Annotated in this window: 11 protein-coding genes; 6 read left to right on the forward strand and 5 right to left on the reverse strand. The window is 38.9% G+C overall.

Going from position 1 to position 17,109, the window contains the following annotated elements; translation table 11 throughout:
* Positions 1–25: 25 nt before the first annotated feature.
* Positions 26–982, reverse strand: a complete 957-nt coding sequence (locus QQK09_RS09215; protein ID WP_431312588.1) for an AEC family transporter — start codon at positions 980–982, stop codon at positions 26–28.
* A 474-nt stretch (positions 983–1,456) separates the two neighbouring features.
* Here QQK09_RS09215 and QQK09_RS09220 point away from each other — a divergent pair, with 474 nt between their 5' ends.
* Positions 1,457–3,226 (forward strand): sensor domain-containing protein, encoded by a 1,770-nt coding sequence (locus tag QQK09_RS09220; RefSeq protein ID WP_284203840.1) that lies wholly within the window; start codon positions 1,457–1,459, stop codon positions 3,224–3,226.
* Here the strand turns inward: QQK09_RS09220 and QQK09_RS09225 are convergent.
* The 3 genes from QQK09_RS09225 to QQK09_RS09235 form a co-directional block, all read right to left on the reverse strand.
* A complete protein-coding gene (locus QQK09_RS09225) occupies positions 3,223–3,711 on the reverse strand; it encodes a cupin domain-containing protein (RefSeq protein ID WP_284203841.1) in 489 nt (162 codons plus the stop codon). The two genes, QQK09_RS09220 and QQK09_RS09225, sit on opposite strands and share 4 nt — an antisense overlap.
* A gap of 373 nt (positions 3,712–4,084) precedes the next feature.
* Positions 4,085–6,427 (reverse strand): glycoside hydrolase family 9 protein, encoded by a 2,343-nt coding sequence (locus QQK09_RS09230; protein WP_284203842.1) that lies wholly within the window; start codon positions 6,425–6,427, stop codon positions 4,085–4,087.
* 446 nt (positions 6,428–6,873) lie between these two features.
* Entirely contained in the window at positions 6,874–7,413 is a 540-nt protein-coding gene (locus QQK09_RS09235; protein ID WP_284203843.1) for a carbohydrate binding domain-containing protein, read from the reverse strand.
* Between the two features lie 345 nt (positions 7,414–7,758).
* On the opposite strand from QQK09_RS09235, the gene QQK09_RS09240 reads away from it, so the two are divergent.
* Entirely contained in the window at positions 7,759–9,108 is a 1,350-nt protein-coding gene (locus QQK09_RS09240; RefSeq protein WP_284203844.1) for an MATE family efflux transporter, read from the forward strand.
* Positions 9,109–9,226: 118 nt separating this feature from the next.
* Here QQK09_RS09240 and tesA read toward each other — a convergent pair whose 3' ends face one another.
* The gene (tesA, locus tag QQK09_RS09245; RefSeq protein ID WP_284203845.1) at positions 9,227–9,847 is read right to left on the reverse strand and encodes a multifunctional acyl-CoA thioesterase I/protease I/lysophospholipase L1; all 621 of its coding nucleotides are present in this window, start codon (positions 9,845–9,847) and stop codon (positions 9,227–9,229) included.
* Between tesA and QQK09_RS09250 the strand changes: the two genes are divergently transcribed.
* The 4 genes from QQK09_RS09250 (at position 9,846) to QQK09_RS09265 (ending at position 17,046) form a co-directional block, all read left to right on the forward strand.
* Positions 9,846–10,532, forward strand: coding sequence for an ABC transporter ATP-binding protein (locus tag QQK09_RS09250; protein ID WP_284203846.1), 687 nt, complete (start codon positions 9,846–9,848; stop codon positions 10,530–10,532). The genes tesA and QQK09_RS09250 overlap by 2 nt on opposite strands.
* Entirely contained in the window at positions 10,529–12,946 is a 2,418-nt protein-coding gene (locus QQK09_RS09255) for an ABC transporter permease (RefSeq protein ID WP_284203847.1), read from the forward strand. Before QQK09_RS09250 ends, QQK09_RS09255 begins: the two co-directional genes overlap by 4 nt.
* Positions 12,947–13,492: 546 nt before the next feature.
* A complete protein-coding gene (locus tag QQK09_RS09260; RefSeq protein ID WP_284203848.1) occupies positions 13,493–14,668 on the forward strand; it encodes a threonine/serine exporter family protein in 1,176 nt (391 codons plus the stop codon).
* 236 nt (positions 14,669–14,904) lie between these two features.
* Positions 14,905–17,046, forward strand: a complete 2,142-nt coding sequence (locus QQK09_RS09265; protein WP_284203849.1) for a bifunctional 2',3'-cyclic-nucleotide 2'-phosphodiesterase/3'-nucleotidase — start codon at positions 14,905–14,907, stop codon at positions 17,044–17,046.
* Positions 17,047–17,109 lie beyond the last annotated feature (63 nt).

The following is a 17,109-nucleotide window of genomic DNA, read 5'->3' on the forward strand; positions in this document are numbered from 1 at the left end:
TTTACTGGTCCATAATCAATCGCTCTTACATCAGTTGTAACCAATATAAAAATGAGATGCCAAGGCTGGTGGTAATAAGGGAGCCGATAGTGGTCATTGCAATCACATTTGCTGCTAAATCCGCGTTATGCCCCATCGAACGAGCCATTACATAACTTGCAGCCGCTGTTGGCGCTGCCGACATAAAGAACAAGATACCGAGTTGCTGCCCTGTGAAGCCAAATAAATAACCTCCGGTTGTGATTAAGATCGGTGCCACTACAATTTTTAAGGTCGTAGAGAAACGGCAATTAAAGCTGTTATCTTTTAGTGCCTGTAAATTCAAGCTGCCGCCAGTACACAATAATGCTACCGGTAGGGTCATATTTGAAAAATATTGTCCGGTGTTAATGATCACTTGCGGTACGGGAATCGCCAACAAGAAAAATAAAATTCCGAGCATAATACCTATAATCAATGGATTTTTGGCAATAGATTTGGCTACTCCAAATAACATCTTCGGGTTAAACCCTTCCTGCTTAGGTGACAATATGACGACCGCTAAAATGTTATATAACATGGTATGGAAGGCGACATAAACCGCCGCTAATGCAAGCCCTGAATCACCATAAACATTAGCTACATAAGCCAAGCCAATGATGGCAATGTTACTGCGAAAGGCGCCTTGAATAATCACGCCATGTGCACTTTTTTCTTTTACCCAGAATTTGGTTGCCACAACACTCAGCAGGAAAAAAATAAAATTGGCGATCACAGAGTAAATAATTAGCTCGAAATCGATCTCTACATCGCGGTTAGTTTTAATGATGCTCAAAAATAGCAGCGTTGGTAAGGTGACTTTAAAAACCAACTTTGAGGCTGTCTCAATAAATGCATCATCGATTATTTCTGTTTTTCTTAAAAACCATCCTAAAAAGAGCAATAAACAGATAGGTCCAATAATAGAAAAAGAAAATTGTAATGACTCAAAAAACATAGATATCTCGGACTTATTATTAGTGAGAAGAAGCGGGCTTAGTCGTTGTTATATTACCAGTATGCCTAGTTGAAATCTGCTTAGCAGCTTTATCCAGACTGGTTTTCTAGATGTTATTTTTTACTTTTAATAGCGTAATCGCTAAGAAGCAGATCTATTAACACAGATATTTTAGATTAGAAAAACAACCTAGCGCATTTTATTTAACGTAATAAAGTCATTTTATAATATTAATTAACTAGAGGAGTGAAAAATCTCGAAAGCTCAGTATTTCCGTAGAGAAAGAGAGTAAAGCTTATGTTTTGATAGGATAAACTGTTGTTATGTTAATACAAATGAATTTTTATTACTTAAATTGGTGTTGTAAGGTTTGATAACTGAGCAATATCTCGCTTCACATTACTGATATATTTGCCTATCACCTGTTTAAAACTCCCATTATAGTTACGCCACTATTTATCAGAGGCTATACATTGAATTATGCAATTATTTTCAATAATTTTATTGACCACGCTTGTTGTCATTAGTTTCCGCTGGTTGATTATTGAACGTAAATTTAGGAAGTTAAATCGAAATAATTACTACCTTCATTCACTCATAGATAGTATCCCTGACCTAATCTGGATTAAAAATCAAAAATCACAGTTTTTATTCGTTAATAAGCAATTCTCTAAGTCATTTAACCTCTCTAGAAAAGAGATCGTTGGTAAAACAGATGCCGATATAAGTGCGGATATAGGTTTGGCAAAAAAATACATTGAAGATGACTTGAGAACCATGGAGACGCAAGGAATACTTTGTGTTGAAGAGAAAGTCATGGGCTTAGACGGAGTAGTTGAATGGGCCGAAACCATAAAAGCGCCAGTCTTTAATGATAAAAATCAGGTTATTGGCACTGCAGGTATGGCAAGGAATATAACGCCACGTAAATATGCCCAACAAAAACTAACACACATGGCTTACCATGATGAATTAACGGGATTACCCAATCGAACTTATTTTAAAAATAAGGTAAATAAACTCTTAGCCGTTGAAAATAGTCACTTTGCCGTCATTTTATTTGATTTGAATAATTTCAAAATGATTAACGATATTCTTGGTCACAGCAATGGTGATCAAATACTGATACAGATTTCGGATCGATTAAGGCACTTAGTTGATGAAAACACGATTATCGCCCGATTAAGTGGCGATGAGTTTGCTGTTGTTCATCACTATGTTGAACAACAGAATACAGTCGAAGCATTATTAGCTGCTTTATTAGAAAAGTTCGATGCGCCATTCTCTATCAAAGAGGCCAGTTATAATATTGGAGCAAGTTTTGGCATTACGCTCGCGCCTCAGGATGGTCAAGATTTCGATACGTTACTAAAACATGCTGATTTAGCAATGCATCAAAGTAAAGCGAACAACCATAAGCACTGTGTCTATTTTATTAAGAAATTTGCTGACGAACTGCTTTATGAGATGAACTTATCCAACCAAATTCATGACGCAATATTACAACAACAATTTAGCTTAGTTTACCAACCCAAAGTTAATTCAACCACCGGGGATTTAGTTGGTGTTGAGTCCCTATTACGTTGGGAAACAGGGGCTGGACACTCTATTTCTCCGGCTGTATTTATTCCGATTGCCGAGAAAAATGGGTTTATTATTGAGTTGGGGAACTGGGTTATAAAAAGTGTTTTAAAACAGATCCGCTTATGGCTTGATAATGATATTCCTGTATCAAGAGTCTCAATCAATGTATCGGCAATACAACTTCGTCAGCCTAAATTTATCAACTATCTATTTCAACAAATGGAACATTACCAAGTACCTGGCAGATTCCTAGAGGTAGAACTCACAGAAGGGGTACTGATGGGTAATATCGAAGAGACGATTCCGTTACTAAAGCAGATCAGAAACCAAGGTATTTTGGTCAGTATTGACGATTTTGGTACGGGTTATTCAAGTTTATCTTACCTGCCATTATTGCCCGTTGATCAATTAAAAATTGATCGTGCCTTTATCAGTGATCTTCATAATAATTTAGACAACCAAAAAATAGTGCAAACCATTGTCAGCCTTGCAAACAACTTTAATTTATCTGTTATCGCAGAAGGCGTTGAAACGGCACAGGAATTAATCGCAACTAATCACTGTGGCATTACCGATATACAGGGCTATTATTATTCTCGTCCACTGTCAGTAAGTGATTTAGAAAGTGGGTGGTTAAGTTCAGCACGCTGTGCAATCGCTTGCTAATCAACTTTTGCAGCAACAACGATAAACCTTGCACCTTGTGCACCTGCTTTTACAAAATGACTCTCTCCGGGTTGAATTAAATGGGTATCACCCGCAGTAATCACTTGCTGAAAAATAGTACCTTTCTTATCGATTAACTCAATGTGTAACTGCCCTTCGAGCAGGTAATAGATCTCTTCTGTATCGCTATGTTTATGTAACCCAATACTGGCATTCGGCGCTAAGCTAGAGTCCATAAAGAGTTCTATTGTACTCTTTAGTCGTTTTTCTTTTTTATCTTGTTGTTCGTTATATAACCATTTCCCTAATAGCTCACCTTGTCCCTTTTGGTCGATGTGCACATGATTATTTTCATGTGCAGCTTGATAGATGACATTTGCAATACCGACTGATTGTTTAAAATATAAATTTTCTTTATCACTTTGAGGCTCATAAACAGGGGCATCACTCTCATGAAATTCCATCTCGGTTAGAGTATTACGCATAACGATCCTTAAATAAATAGAATGAGTTGATATACCAATGGAATTTAATAGGTGATCAGAGTTTGCGTAGGAAAAATTATTACTGATAAGGCGTGAGTTGCAGGAGATAGTTGTTCTCACTTCAAAACTCACAACGCAGTTAGGGATAATTTTAACTAGCAAGAATGATCACTTTATTAATTCCTTTGGTATTAGGTTAATGTGACGGATAAAAAACAGAACAGGAAGAGCAGATGAATTGAAAATTGTAATAAACCTTGCAATTGAGGTGTTGCGCAGTACGATTTGTTTTTGAATAGCGGTCAATAAATCATTAAGCAATGAAAAAATGAAGAGCAAACTTAATTTGCTCTTCATTTTAGATGACTAGAGGTTATTGTAAACGCTGCTCGTCTAACGCGCTTGTTACCCAGACCAGTGGGGCATTCCAGTTAATGGTTATTTCATTGAGTGTCCAAGCACCGATATCATCAACGAAACAGGTTTGTCCGGTACAGTTACCTTTTAAGCCCGCCGCAATAGGGTCGCTAAAGCTTATCGAGTTTGGCCCACCAGATAAGGCACCTGGTGCTGGTTTCGGTGAAGACTCTGCTGCTTGATGCGCCCAAAAACGGTGATGTGGATTTTTCAGTGGGTTTGAACCGTAGCCGCTAATGTATGATTGATCCATTGGGTTGCGACCTAGAATGTAATCCATACCATGGGCTAAGGTTTGCATATAACGCATATCGCCAGAAAAATCTGCTGCATAAGTAAGGAATATGCCACGATTTACTATGTTTGAGTTAGAGCCCCAAGGGTATTGTTCTGGTCCATAAGGGATATGGTAACCTTCAGTTACAACGAGCTTGGCAATATTATTGGCACTTTTTACAATGTTGTCACGCGCCATTTGTCGTTGCTTTTCATCTAGTTTACTCGGTACTAATGCAAGGCTGATTGTGCCCGCTGAGCTTAGGTCTTGCCAAAATAGGTCTCCGTCGCCACTTGCATCACCAACAGGTGTTGCCAAATAAACAGGTGATTCAGACACTATAGTAAAGTACTTGTCTTCACCGGTTGTAATAAATAACTCTGCTGCTGCCCAGTAAAATTCATCAGCTAATTTAAGGTCGTTGTATGGACCTGAGCCTGTAAAATTATCGTAAGCATAAATTTCAGAGTGTTGATTTGCTGCTTTCCAAGCGCGCTGAGCAGCTGCTAAACACTGTTGTGAGAAATCGCTATCAATCTCTTTCCAGATACGTGCACATTGTGCGGCCGTTGCTGCTAGGTTCAATGTTGCAGCTGTACTTGGCTGTCCGACTGAGCGTTTCATAGTATCTAAGTGTGGAGGTAAAGGGTGGCCTGTCCATCTTTCATCTGCGATCTTATGAAAAACTAACCCTGACGCATCAATCTCAGTCAGTGTTAAGTTGGTAATATTTTTTTCTTGATTACCGACAGGTGCAAATACTTTTTTACCTTCAGGAATTTGCATTTTTAACATAAATTCCATATTCCAACGTGCTTCATCTAATAGATCATTTACCCCATTGCCCGCTTCTGGTATCGCTTGTTGACCATCAGAGAAAGGTTCAGATGCGTGATCTACCCATAATGAACGTTCATATAGATTTAATAAGGTCCATGTGCTGATACCGCCATTGACTACGTATTTACCGTGATCTCCAGCATCATACCAGCCACCGGTTAAGTTCATTGTAAAGTCACAACCCGGCCAATTATTACCTTTACTGTCAGTCCCTTGAAAACAACTTACACGTTCATTTGGGTGTCCTGCTGGGCGCGCTAAATTTGCGCGTTGTACAAACTCTTCTTTAATTTCAATACCACTACGATTTTGATAAAAGTAACCTAATGCATCATGTTTTAACTCACTATAAATATCATCATTAATTTGAAAAGGGTGGCTCGAACTGCCGTCAACGATAAGTACTAGATCTTCTTGGTCTTCTTTGATTGCAGAAAAATCAGCATTATGAACAAATTCACCAGAGCCTTTATTTAGACCAAACACCGTTGTTTTACCTGATAGTAATTGTTTACCATTTTTATTTTCAACATGCCAAGCGACAGGTTGTTTACTGTCATTTTTAATGGTCGCTATTTTTTCAGCGTTGAGGAAAAAGCCTACTTGATTTAAACGAACGGCTGCCGTTTCAGTTACAATTTTAAAGTTTTCACCGTTTAGTGAAACATCACTGATGCAAATATTTGCTGGTATTTTAGCTCCTAATTGAAGTTGAAACTCTGTTTTTGGATCGCTTTTTTCTGTGTGTACAAAAGTAAAACTAAATGATTGTTTATCGGTTATTACGGCAATATTTTCATTCAAATACTGTGTATAGGGTGCACCCTCATGTTGAATCAATGCTGTAAATTCAGTCTCTACATTAGCGCGAGCAGTAAATGCTAAGGTATAGCTATCTCCTTGGCCTAACCCGATTCCGCCTTGCCCAAGGATAACATCCCACGTTTGACTCCCTGGGTTATCAATTTGAATACAGGCTTCCCCTGCTTTTGTGGTGATTATAGCGTTTGATACCCACCAACCATCACTACCAGCGAATTCAGTATTGCGTAACATTTCATTGTTACTTGATGTGTCCTGATCTTTTATTACACTCTCTTCGGTTGTTGTACAGCCGAATAAAAGTCCGCCGACAATGGTCGAACATAGTAGTAAAGATGACTGCTTTCCATTTAAAAACATTGTAATGTCCCTCTGTGGTGTAGATCTTAAAAAGTGTTAGTGAAGCTGATACCCTCAAAATAGTTGAAATATCGATTCACTATTTTTGTAATTAGAGATAATTATAATGACTAAATATTCGCCATTTTCGTTTGTCATCACGTATTCAGTGATGAGAGGTAACGATGCCATTGTGAGATTTAATTAATGCGTGTTACTGCTCGCTAATTCCTCACACCATGAATCTGTTTCATAGCGGACCCTCTTATTTTTTATTATATATATTGGAATTTTAGTGTTGATTTTTAGCCTTTTTAGAAGGTGCTGTGTGTGTAGGGGAGATGTATTGTTGCTGATTTTTGTTGATGTTTTACAAGCTTCACCATGGTTAATGGTGAAGCTTGTAGCCATCAATCATGGTTACGTGATGGTTGGGTATGATTAGAGAGGTTGGTGGAACAGCCTTGTTAACCCTTAGTTAGGGATAGATTGCTAACACAGATCATTGCTTGTTTTTGAGCGCCTAATTGTAGTTGGAAATCTGTCTTAGGATCACTTTTTTCTTGTTGAGTGAAGGTAAAAGAAAACGGTGTCGCTTTACTCGTTACTGAAACATCTTTGCTAAAATATTTGGTATAAGGTGCGCCTTCATGCTGAATGATGGCTTTAAAGCTGGTATCGATATTCGCGCGAGCGGTAAAGGCTAACGTGTAACTCGCACCTTTGATTAAACCTGATCCACCTTGACCTAAAATCACATCCCAAGGTTTGCTGCCAGGTTTGGTGACGTTAATACAGCCTTCTGTGCCTTTGACTGCTAATTTCCCACCTGCAACCCACCAATCATCATTGCCATTCACAAATTGACCATTACGCAGCATTTCGCCGTTCATTGAGGTCTCTAAATTATTTTGGTTAGGTGCATCGGTTGTGCTACAGCCTACTAATAAACCACTGATGAGTGTTGAGCATAGGAGTAACGTTGAACGGCTTTTATTCAAAAACATTATAAATTCCCTTTGTAATATGAAGTTGAAACGTAAGAAAGCGGAATGCCCTCAATAGGATGTATATCAACCTAAAATTTGATTGTAATAAATTACTGGTTACTTTCTTCCTTTCTCATCACGCATTTTGTTATGAAATATAACAATGCTATTACGATATGTTGTTTGCGTGTGCTTCTCCTCGTTTATTGATTGTGATTTTTTGCATAAAAAAGCGTTAATAGAAAGTTGTTGTGAATCGGCTGTTATTGAGTGAATTTAATTGTTCAGCAAATAACGCAAAATACCTTATATTTTTAGAGGTTATTTTTGTACTATAGTCGTTTAGCAATCTAGGTGGCAGTAATGGAATTAAAAAACAGTAGTAACGTGATGGACAATCGAATGAGTATTGTCGCACTTACTTGGCCTATTTTTTTAGAGGTTTTATTACGTAGTCTGCTAAATACCAGTGATGTTTTTATGCTGAGCCATTACTCCGATAAAGCCGTTTCTGCGGTGGGGGTTATTGGTCAAATATCGTTTTTATTAATCATTATTTCAATGATGATCAGTACCGCATCTAGTATCTTAATTGCGCAATACAATGGTGCATCTCGCCACGATGATGCTACTAAAATCGGGGTGGCAAGTGTCTACCTCGGCATTGTGTTTGGCCTTACTCTTGGATTGATTTCATTTTTTTGTGCAGATCTGGTTACTCAACTTTTTGGGCTAGAGCCCGATGTTGCCAAATTTGGTTACGACTACCTGATTATCACTGGTTCATTAACCATTAGTGTCACCCTTGGTTTAATTTTTTCTACCATATTAAGAAGCCATGGTTACTCCCGATCTCCGATGCTTGTTAACCTGCTCACCGGAATAATAAATATTTTTGGTAACTATTGTGCCCTGTACCAACCTTTTGGGTTACCTGTTTATGGTGTTGAAGGTGTGGCGATTGCGACGGTATTTAGCCAATTTGTGAGTGCGTTGATATTATGGTTTTTGATCGCACATAAAAAAATTGATTTGCCAATGAGGCAGTGTTTCTCTATTCCAATGCGTTTTTACAAAAAAATATTATCAATTGGTGTGATGAATGCAGGTGAGGTGCTTTCTTATAATTTGGCACAAATGATGATTGTCTACTTTGTTGTGCAGATGGGGACTGCATCATTAACTGCATTTACTTATGCACAAAATATTGCCCGACTCTCTTTTGCTTTCTCTTTATCGCTAGGTCAAGCAAGTCAAATTCAGACCAGTTATTTTGTTGGTAAGGGCTGGATAGCAAGTATATTAATTCGTGTGCAAAAATACTTTGTAGTTGGTCTTATTGTATCGACTCTGATTACTTCCATTGTTTACCTATTCCGTTATGACATTATCAATCTATTCACCACTGACCCTGAGGTGATGGCGCTGACTGCAGGACTTATGGCGGGCTCTATTCTATTGGAAATGGGGCGGGTATTTAATCTGGTGTTTATTTCGTCTCTTAAGGGAGCGGGTGATATTGTGTTTCCAGTCAAAATGGGGATTGCAAGTATGTGGGGGGTAAGTGTTGTGCTTGCTTATCTATTGGGCATTCATTTTGCTTTTGGCGTGATCGGGGCTTGGCTAGCAATTGCTGCCGATGAGTGGCTCAGGGGGATTATTATGTTATTTCGTTGGCGTTCGAAAAAATGGGTTAAATTTGCCGAGCGTTAATAGATAAACATATCTCGATAATCATCTTTCCGATCGAAGCCATTAACTGTACTAACGTCGAACGATGCATATGTTAAACGCTAATGAACGTTAGCGTTTCTCACTTCTCGCATTCAACTTATTCAATTAATTTACTTAGCTCTATTGCCATAAACTCAGCAATCCATGGCTGTGCTTTTACATTCGGGTGTAAGCCATCACTCATCATCCATTCGGGTTGAGTGATCACATGTTCGAGAAAGAAGGGCAGCAGTGGAATGTTTTGTTTTTCGCTGAGTGTGGGGTAAATACCTGAAAAAGCTTGGCCATAACGCTTACCATAATTAGTGGGTACATGAATCTGCATTAAAATAGGCTGTGCATTTTGAGCTTTGATATTATTAATCATGCTACTTAAATTATCGCTAATAATATTCGCTGAAAACCCACGTAAACCATCATTTGCACCCAATTCAATGAGTACATAATCAGGTTGATGCTGGGTAACTAATGCCGGTAACCTCGCTAAACCGTTACCGCTTGTATCACCGGATATACTGGCGTTGATAACATTAATTTTTTTGCCTTGTTGTTGTAATTGCTCGGGTAATAGCACCGGCCAACTTTTTTCTACAGGCATTTGATAACCTGCACTTAAGCTATCTCCAATAATCAGTAACGTGCTACTGTGATCTATAGTGTTACTGTGAACCGTATAAGAAAATAATAATGAGAATAATAGGGAAGCGATTTTAATCATGAGTCAGTCCATTATAAGTGTTGAAAATATTACAAAATCAGTTATCAGTAATGATAACCAATTATCCATCCTAAAGGGGATCTCTTTTACGGTTAAAGCCGGAGAGTCGGTTGCTATTATGGGGACATCCGGTGCGGGTAAGTCAACATTAATGGGGCTCTTAGCGGGGTTAGACCAGCCTACATCTGGTTCAATTACTTTATTAGATGCGCTTATTTCAGAGATGGATGATGAGCAGCGTGCCAAAATACGTGGTGAGTCGATTGGTTTCGTATTTCAGAACTTTTTACTCATCCCGTCATTAACCGCATTACAAAATGTCACCTTACCGATGGTATTGCGTGGTAATGAGGATGATGCGAGTAATACGCTAAAAGCGAAACAGTTGTTAGACGAGGTAGGGCTTGCAGGACGAGAAACACATCTACCGACTCAACTTTCTGGTGGCGAGCAGCAACGAGTTGCACTCGCACGCGCTTTTGTTACCCAGCCTAAAGTATTGTTTGCCGATGAACCGACGGGTAATCTAGACCAGAAAACCGCACAGCACATTATTGAACTGTTATTTAAAATGAACAAAGAGCAGGGCACGACCTTAATTTTAGTCACCCACGACGCTAACCTTGCTAAGCGCTGCGAGCGCACCTTGATTATTAATGATGGTCAATGCCAGGAAAGCCGATGAAATCCAATAAAATGATAATTAGCTGGAGTTGGCGAGAGATCTGGTTTGGGCAATTATGGCCGGTAATGGTGGCATTAACCCTCATTATTGCTTGTGTTGTTGCGCTTTCAACGCTTGCTTTACGTGTTGAAAAAGTAATGACTAACCAAGGACGTACGCTATTAGCTGCTGATTTGGTATTTAGGTCTGCCAATCCTATCGAAGATACTTTAATAGAAAAATCTCTGCAGCAAGGATTGACCGTTTCTTCACAAAGTCAGTTTCAAACTATGGCATTTAGTGACCAAAAGATGCAATTGGTGACGGTTAAGAGCGTTGAAAGTAGTTATCCATTGCGTGGTGTATTGAATCTAGAGAATCAGGACAAGCAGCTACAACATCAGGTGAACTCAGGTGAGTTATGGCTTTCTGCACGTTTATTTGCGTTATTAGATACCAAAATAGGCGATATCATCGCGATTGGTGATGCAGAGTTAACCGTTTCTGGGGTCATTAAAGATGAACCTGAACTGGTGTATAACCCGTTTAATAGCATTCCTAATCTGTTTATCCATCAAAGTGATTTAGCTAAAACGGGTGCTGTGCAAGTAGGCAGTCGTGTACGCCATCGCTTGTTTCTTAATGGTGATGCATCTGCCCTTGCAGCTTTACAAGAAAACTATCAGCTGCAAGCTGGCGAGTCTTGGATTGATCAAAATAAACAGGGGCGTACTGCCAACCTGATTGATAAAGCCAAGCAATATTTATCGCTCACAATTTTGATGGTGATTTTAATGGCGGCGGTAACATTAATTTTAACCTGTCTGCATTATGCGCGTAATCGTAGTGAAACTGTTTCAATGCTGAAAAGTATGGGCGCAAGCCGAACCTGGCTAAGGTTATGGTTAAGCACACAAGTATTGATTATGTTTGTGGTAGCTTTTGTTGCGGGTAGCGTATTAGGCTTCTTATTAGAGTTTTTATTACGTGTACCGCTCGCAGATATTTTGCCTAAGGACCTACCAAGTGTCGGTATTCAGCCCTTTCTATTTGCTATCGGCGTTGCCCTTTGTATTGGTTTACCTGCATTATTAATTCCCCTAACGCGTTTGTTAGACGCACCTGCGATTAATGTTATTCAGCAACAAAGTACAACCCATTATTCAAAAACGAGCTGGTGGTTATTATTGTTACCGTTTACTGCATTGCTGGTTTTTTATGGATCTAATAAATTAGTGTGGATGGTGTTAATCGGTTTACTGCTGTTATTTCTTTTTTTATCCGTGCTGAGTTATGGCTTATTACAGATGTTAGGTAAGCTAAAATGGCGTGCTGCATTTAGTTTAGCCTTGAGCCGTATTAACCGTTCACCTAAAAATAGCATGATGCAGCTTGCTGCATTATCGGGTTCATTGATGTTAGTGGCGCTGATTTGGTTAATAAAAACGGATCTGTTAGGGGATTGGCAGCAAACTCTTGCTCCTGATGCGCCGAACGTATTTGCGCTCAACATTAGTCCAGAAGCACAGCAGGGCTACTTACAGCAGGTCGACAAATTAGACCTTCCACGTAGTGATGCTTTCGCGATTATTCGTGGTCGTGTAGTAGGCATCAATGGACAGCCGGCAACGGATCATATTGCCTATAAAAATGAAGATGTGCGAATCTTAAAGCGGGAAATAAACTTTACTTGGGCTAAGCAATTACCGACTTACAATGAGCTCATTGCAGGGCAATGGACGGGTGAAAAAACGGTTTCTGTGGAGCAAAAAGTTGCGAATGATTTAGATATTACCCTCGGTGACAAGATAACCTTTGAAGTGAATAGCCAAACATTTGTTGCCACGGTGAACTCAATTAGAGCGGTGCAGTGGCAAAGCATGAAACCTAATTTTGTGTTTATTTTTAGTGAGGATGTGGTTGCTGATTTACCTGCAACGTGGATGTTGAGCTTTAGAGCAGAGCAAGCACAGAGTGAATTGGTCAATCAGCTTGCACGTGAATACCCAACAGTGAGTTTATTGGACTTTCGTACCATGGGTAATAAAATTCAGTCGTTATTAAGGCAGATATCATGGTCTTTGACTGGGCTCGCTTCATTAGGCGTCGTAAGCGGTATTCTGCTTATTTTTACCTTGTTGCGTTTAAGCTTAAGTGAGCGCACGCGAGAGATAACCTTATATCGAACCTTAGGGGCGAGTAAAAAAAGAATCAGTCATACACTGTGGGCTGAATATGGGCTGTTAGCTATCAGTGCGGGTTTGGTTGCCGCGATTGCAGCAGAGCTTATCCTGTTTAGTTTAATGAAGTGGGGCTTTCAGTTACCCACACAGTTACACCCAAGTATGTGGTTAATATTGCCTTTGTTAGCGGTATTGATTGTTTTTTTAAGTCTTAGTTCGGTGATTAAGCGACTGTTAAAACCACTAAGGTAATACAGACATATACAGAATTTTAGGGGGTAAACGCTAATACCAATGGAATTTAATAGGTGATCAGAGTTTGCGTAGGAAAAGTTATTACTAATAAGGCGTGAGTTGCAGGAGATAGTTGTTCTCACTTCAAAACTCACAACGCAGTTAGGGATAATTTTAACCAGCAAGAATGATCACTTTATTAATTCCTTTGGTATAAGCAATACTCAGCGATTGTATTGTTTAGCGTTGAACTATCGAAGCGAGCGGAATTTTTTTCTGATCTTGCATCATTGAATGAATTCATCTGTAGTAAAGTGGTCGTTATCTCTTTATGCTATCGCCTTTCATTTAACGCGTTTTAAATGAGCAAAATAATAATGTAACCCACGCCAATAACCTACTTCCTGTCTTGTTGTGATCCATTTTTCGTTTACTCACCATTTTGTGGCAATAGGAGCTCTGAATAAGTTCATTTCTATAAAAAATCTATTCGTTTTTTAAATTTTAGCGCCACTTAATGAATCAACATTTGTGACCAAACCCGAGTTCAGTAACGAGATAAGTATGTATCAAAAAAATAATTTACCACCTGATTATCATGACGTTTTAGCTTTTGCAGATCGATTACATCAGGCGGGGTGCGCCCCACGAAATGTAGCCAGTTATACAAAAAGTTATGCCCAAAATAGAGACATTGACGTTTCTATTGATGTAACTCCAACGAAAATGATTTCGGTTTTTGATGGCGAGACTCAGCGGGTTGTTTTACAAGATAAAAAACCGCCTTCTGTTAATTTACGCAATTTAGTCGCTACCTTAAAAGCGATGCCCAGTGGTAAATCGTACCTAGGTGCAGGTCATTACTCAAATACAACACTGTGTCTTGCTAATATTTTATTGCCTCCTTGTTATTTAATGCTGGTGGGCACGACCTATGTTGCCGTTTTTATCGCTATGTTTTTAGGGTTGGTTGCTTGGCTTGCACAAATGTTGTTGACCGGTGAGCGTGCCATATTGGTTGAGTTTTTTGTTGCACTGGTGGCAAGTATTACGGTAGGTTTATTAGCTTCTTTTATTCCCGATTTACCCATTTTAGCGTTATGTATCGCCTCGATTGTATTATTTATTCCTGGGTTAACCGTCACCAATGCGCTTGCCAGTTTGGCGCTTAATGATTTTCGTTCCGGTATTGAGTTACTCGCGCAAAGTGGCTTAATTATAATTAAAATTTTTATTGGTGTGGTACTTGGGTTGAGTTTGTCGGGTTTAGTCGCAGAGCATACTGCTGCGATTAGTTTTGTGAATGAAATTCCCTTATGGTTGCATATTCTTGGCTTAATCGGGATATCTTTCGCGATTGGCCTTATTTTTAATGCCAGTCTGACCGACATACTAATTGGCTTGCCCGCTGCTGCAATTGGTATGTGGGGGCCACATTTGTTTACTACAGATTGGGTCGTTGGAACATGGATTAGTACCATGATCATTACCCTATATGGGTTACTTGCAGGGCGAATTCGTAATGTGCCCGCGCTGGTCTATATCGTGCAAGGCATTATTATTTTAGTCCCAGGTAGTCGTATTATTGTTGGGGCAAGTGAGTCATTTTTCTCCACGGTTATTCTGCAAATTCCAAATATTGGTTTGTCGGCAATACTCATGTTCTGTGCGATCGTAGCAGGACAAATTATGATCTATTCAATTTTTAGCGAACGATTTTTTTCGAGTATTCAGCATTAATTATTCGGTTATTAAAAATCTATTTTAAAGGCACCTTCGGGTGCTTTTTTATTTTTTATACTCCTTATCTGATTGATATTTATTGATATCACAATACAATGCGCTGTATCTTATTTTTTGGATAATGTTCTATACCTAAGCGGTATCATTAACCTCGTTTAACTATCCGATTTAAAGGAATATTGTAAATTTTATACTTCTATGTCGGTTAATAAATCATGCATTAAGGAAATTAAGTGCAAATCAAGAATCTTATAAAAGTTGCCTCGACAGTTATTATTGCTTCAACCATTATTGGCTGTGCTGATAAAAAAGATAGTGCCAAGAATGTATCCATTAACATGGACTTACGTTTAATGGAAACCACTGACATTCATACCAATATCATGCCTTACAATTACTTCGTGAGTGCTGATGGTAATGCTGAAAACATGCCAAACTGGGGGCTTGCTCGTACTGCAATCGTCATTGAGAGCACCCGTGCTGAAGTTGATAATCATATGCTTTTTGATAATGGCGATTTGATTCAGGGGAGCCCAATGGGTGACTATATGGCACAATTAGGCAGTGAACATTTAAAAACTAATGCGCACCCTGTTTATAAAGCAATGAATGCGTTGGGTTACGATGCCGCTAACTTAGGTAATCATGAGTTTAACTATGGTCTTGAATATCTTGAAGAAACAGTAAAAGGTTCAAATTTCCCCTACGTGAGCGCTAACGTATGGCAATACAATAGTGACCTTAAAAAATCGCCTACAACAGGCAATGAGTGCGAAGCTCATCTAGATCAAGCGTTCTATGAAAAGGCTGTTAATCTTTATAAGCCTTATGAAATTATCAGTAAAACCTTTACCGCTGAAGATGGTGAAAGCTATGCTGTTAATGTTGGAGTCATTGGTTTCACACCTCCTGCAATCATGGGGTGGGATGCATCTCACCTGAAATGTAATGTGTTAGTGTCAGATATCACTAAAACTGCTGAATACTTTGTGCCAAAAATGAAAGCAGATGGAGCCGACATCATTGTGGCAATTCCTCACTCTGGCTTAAACGATGCTACCGATGAGTTTGCAGAAAATGCAACATGGCGACTCGCTTATGTTGATGGTATTGATGCCTTAATGTTTGGACACGATCATCGTGAATTTCCGAATGATAATGGTGAATATGCGCATATTGATGGTGTTGATCCAAAAGCAGGTAAAATTAATGGTATTCCAGCGATTATGCCTGGTTTCTGGGGAGCAAAACTTGGGGTTATCGACCTTAAGTTAACATCGACAGACAAAGGTAAAACTTGGTCTGTCGCGTCGAGCACGACTGAACTACGCGCATTAGTTGAAGGTAAATCTTCTGAGCGTATTGAGCAGCTAGTAGAGGCTGAGCATCATGGCACTGTTGATTATATGGCAGAAGTGATGGCGCAAATTGATGTTAATATTAATAGTTTTTTCCCGCAGTTAGTGCCAGACCTTTCAATGCAAATTGTCAATGAAGCGCAATACCATCAGTTAATAAAATGGAAAGATGCCGGTGAATTTGAAAACCTAGAAGATGCTATATTCTTATCGGTATCAGCACCTTTTAAAGGCGGTCGTAACGGGGCTTCTGATTACACCAATATTCAGCAAGGCGAACTCACTAACGCCAGTATTGCTGACCTGTATGTATTTGATAACAATACGCCAGCAGTGGTTAAGTTAAACGGCGCTGCATTGAGAAATTGGATCGACTGGACTACTTCAAATAGCTATAACCAATTACCTTTAAAAGAGGGGCAGACTTTTTTAATTGAATCTTTCCCTGGTTATAACTTTGACGTATTTTATGGCGGTTTTGATGCAGATAAAAACAGTCGTCTTCATTACACATTAGATGTTACTAAAACACCTGCTTACATCATTGATGGTGAGAATTACAGTGAAACGGGTAGCACTCAAATTGCGAGCTTAACCTTTGATGGTACTGAAATTAAAGATGAGCAAATTGTTTATGTTGTTGCTAATAATTACCGTGCTTCGATTAAATCTATGCCGGGTATTAAAGATGCTGAAGTGGTAAAAGAGGAGTCTGCATTTAATAATCGTGAATTAGTGCAATACTACCTAAGTGAATTGTTAGAGAAGCAGCAAGGTAATACTAAATTAACGTTTACTAATGCTAAAAACTTCACTTTGGTTGCTGAAGGTATTAAAAGCGTCGAGTTTGCTTCATTTAATTCAGCAAGTAATGATGAAGGTATTCGTTGTGCGAATGAAATAACCGGACTATCAACTGACGGTAAAATCGGTGATAAAAGTGGAACACCGGGGTTCCTGATCTACAATTTTAATTTTGATTACAGCGGAAATTTTGACTGCTCTGTTAAAAAATAATCGACATTATTTTATTACAGCGTAATAAAAGCCTGATAAAACAGTTCATTGTTTCATCAGGCT

This window comes from Psychromonas marina (assembly GCF_030161115.1).
Taxonomy (GTDB): Bacteria; Pseudomonadota; Gammaproteobacteria; order Enterobacterales; family Psychromonadaceae; genus Psychromonas; species Psychromonas marina.

Excerpts from the sequence above, each read along its gene's own strand:
- QQK09_RS09220 (WP_284203840.1), top strand. The coding sequence starts at position 1,457 with ATGCAATTATTTTCAATAATTTTATTGACCACGCTTGTTGTCATTAGT.
- QQK09_RS09225 (WP_284203841.1), bottom strand. The coding sequence starts at position 3,711 with ATGCGTAATACTCTAACCGAGATGGAATTTCATGAGAGTGATGCCCCT.
- QQK09_RS09230 (WP_284203842.1), bottom strand. The coding sequence starts at position 6,427 with ATGTTTTTAAATGGAAAGCAGTCATCTTTACTACTATGTTCGACCATT.
- QQK09_RS09235 (WP_284203843.1), bottom strand. The coding sequence starts at position 7,413 with ATGTTTTTGAATAAAAGCCGTTCAACGTTACTCCTATGCTCAACACTC.
- QQK09_RS09240 (WP_284203844.1), top strand. The coding sequence starts at position 7,759 with ATGGAATTAAAAAACAGTAGTAACGTGATGGACAATCGAATGAGTATT.
- QQK09_RS09250 (WP_284203846.1), top strand. The coding sequence starts at position 9,846 with ATGAGTCAGTCCATTATAAGTGTTGAAAATATTACAAAATCAGTTATC.
- tesA (WP_284203845.1), bottom strand. The coding sequence starts at position 9,847 with ATGATTAAAATCGCTTCCCTATTATTCTCATTATTATTTTCTTATACG.
- QQK09_RS09255 (WP_284203847.1), top strand. The coding sequence starts at position 10,529 with ATGAAATCCAATAAAATGATAATTAGCTGGAGTTGGCGAGAGATCTGG.
- QQK09_RS09260 (WP_284203848.1), top strand. The coding sequence starts at position 13,493 with ATGTATCAAAAAAATAATTTACCACCTGATTATCATGACGTTTTAGCT.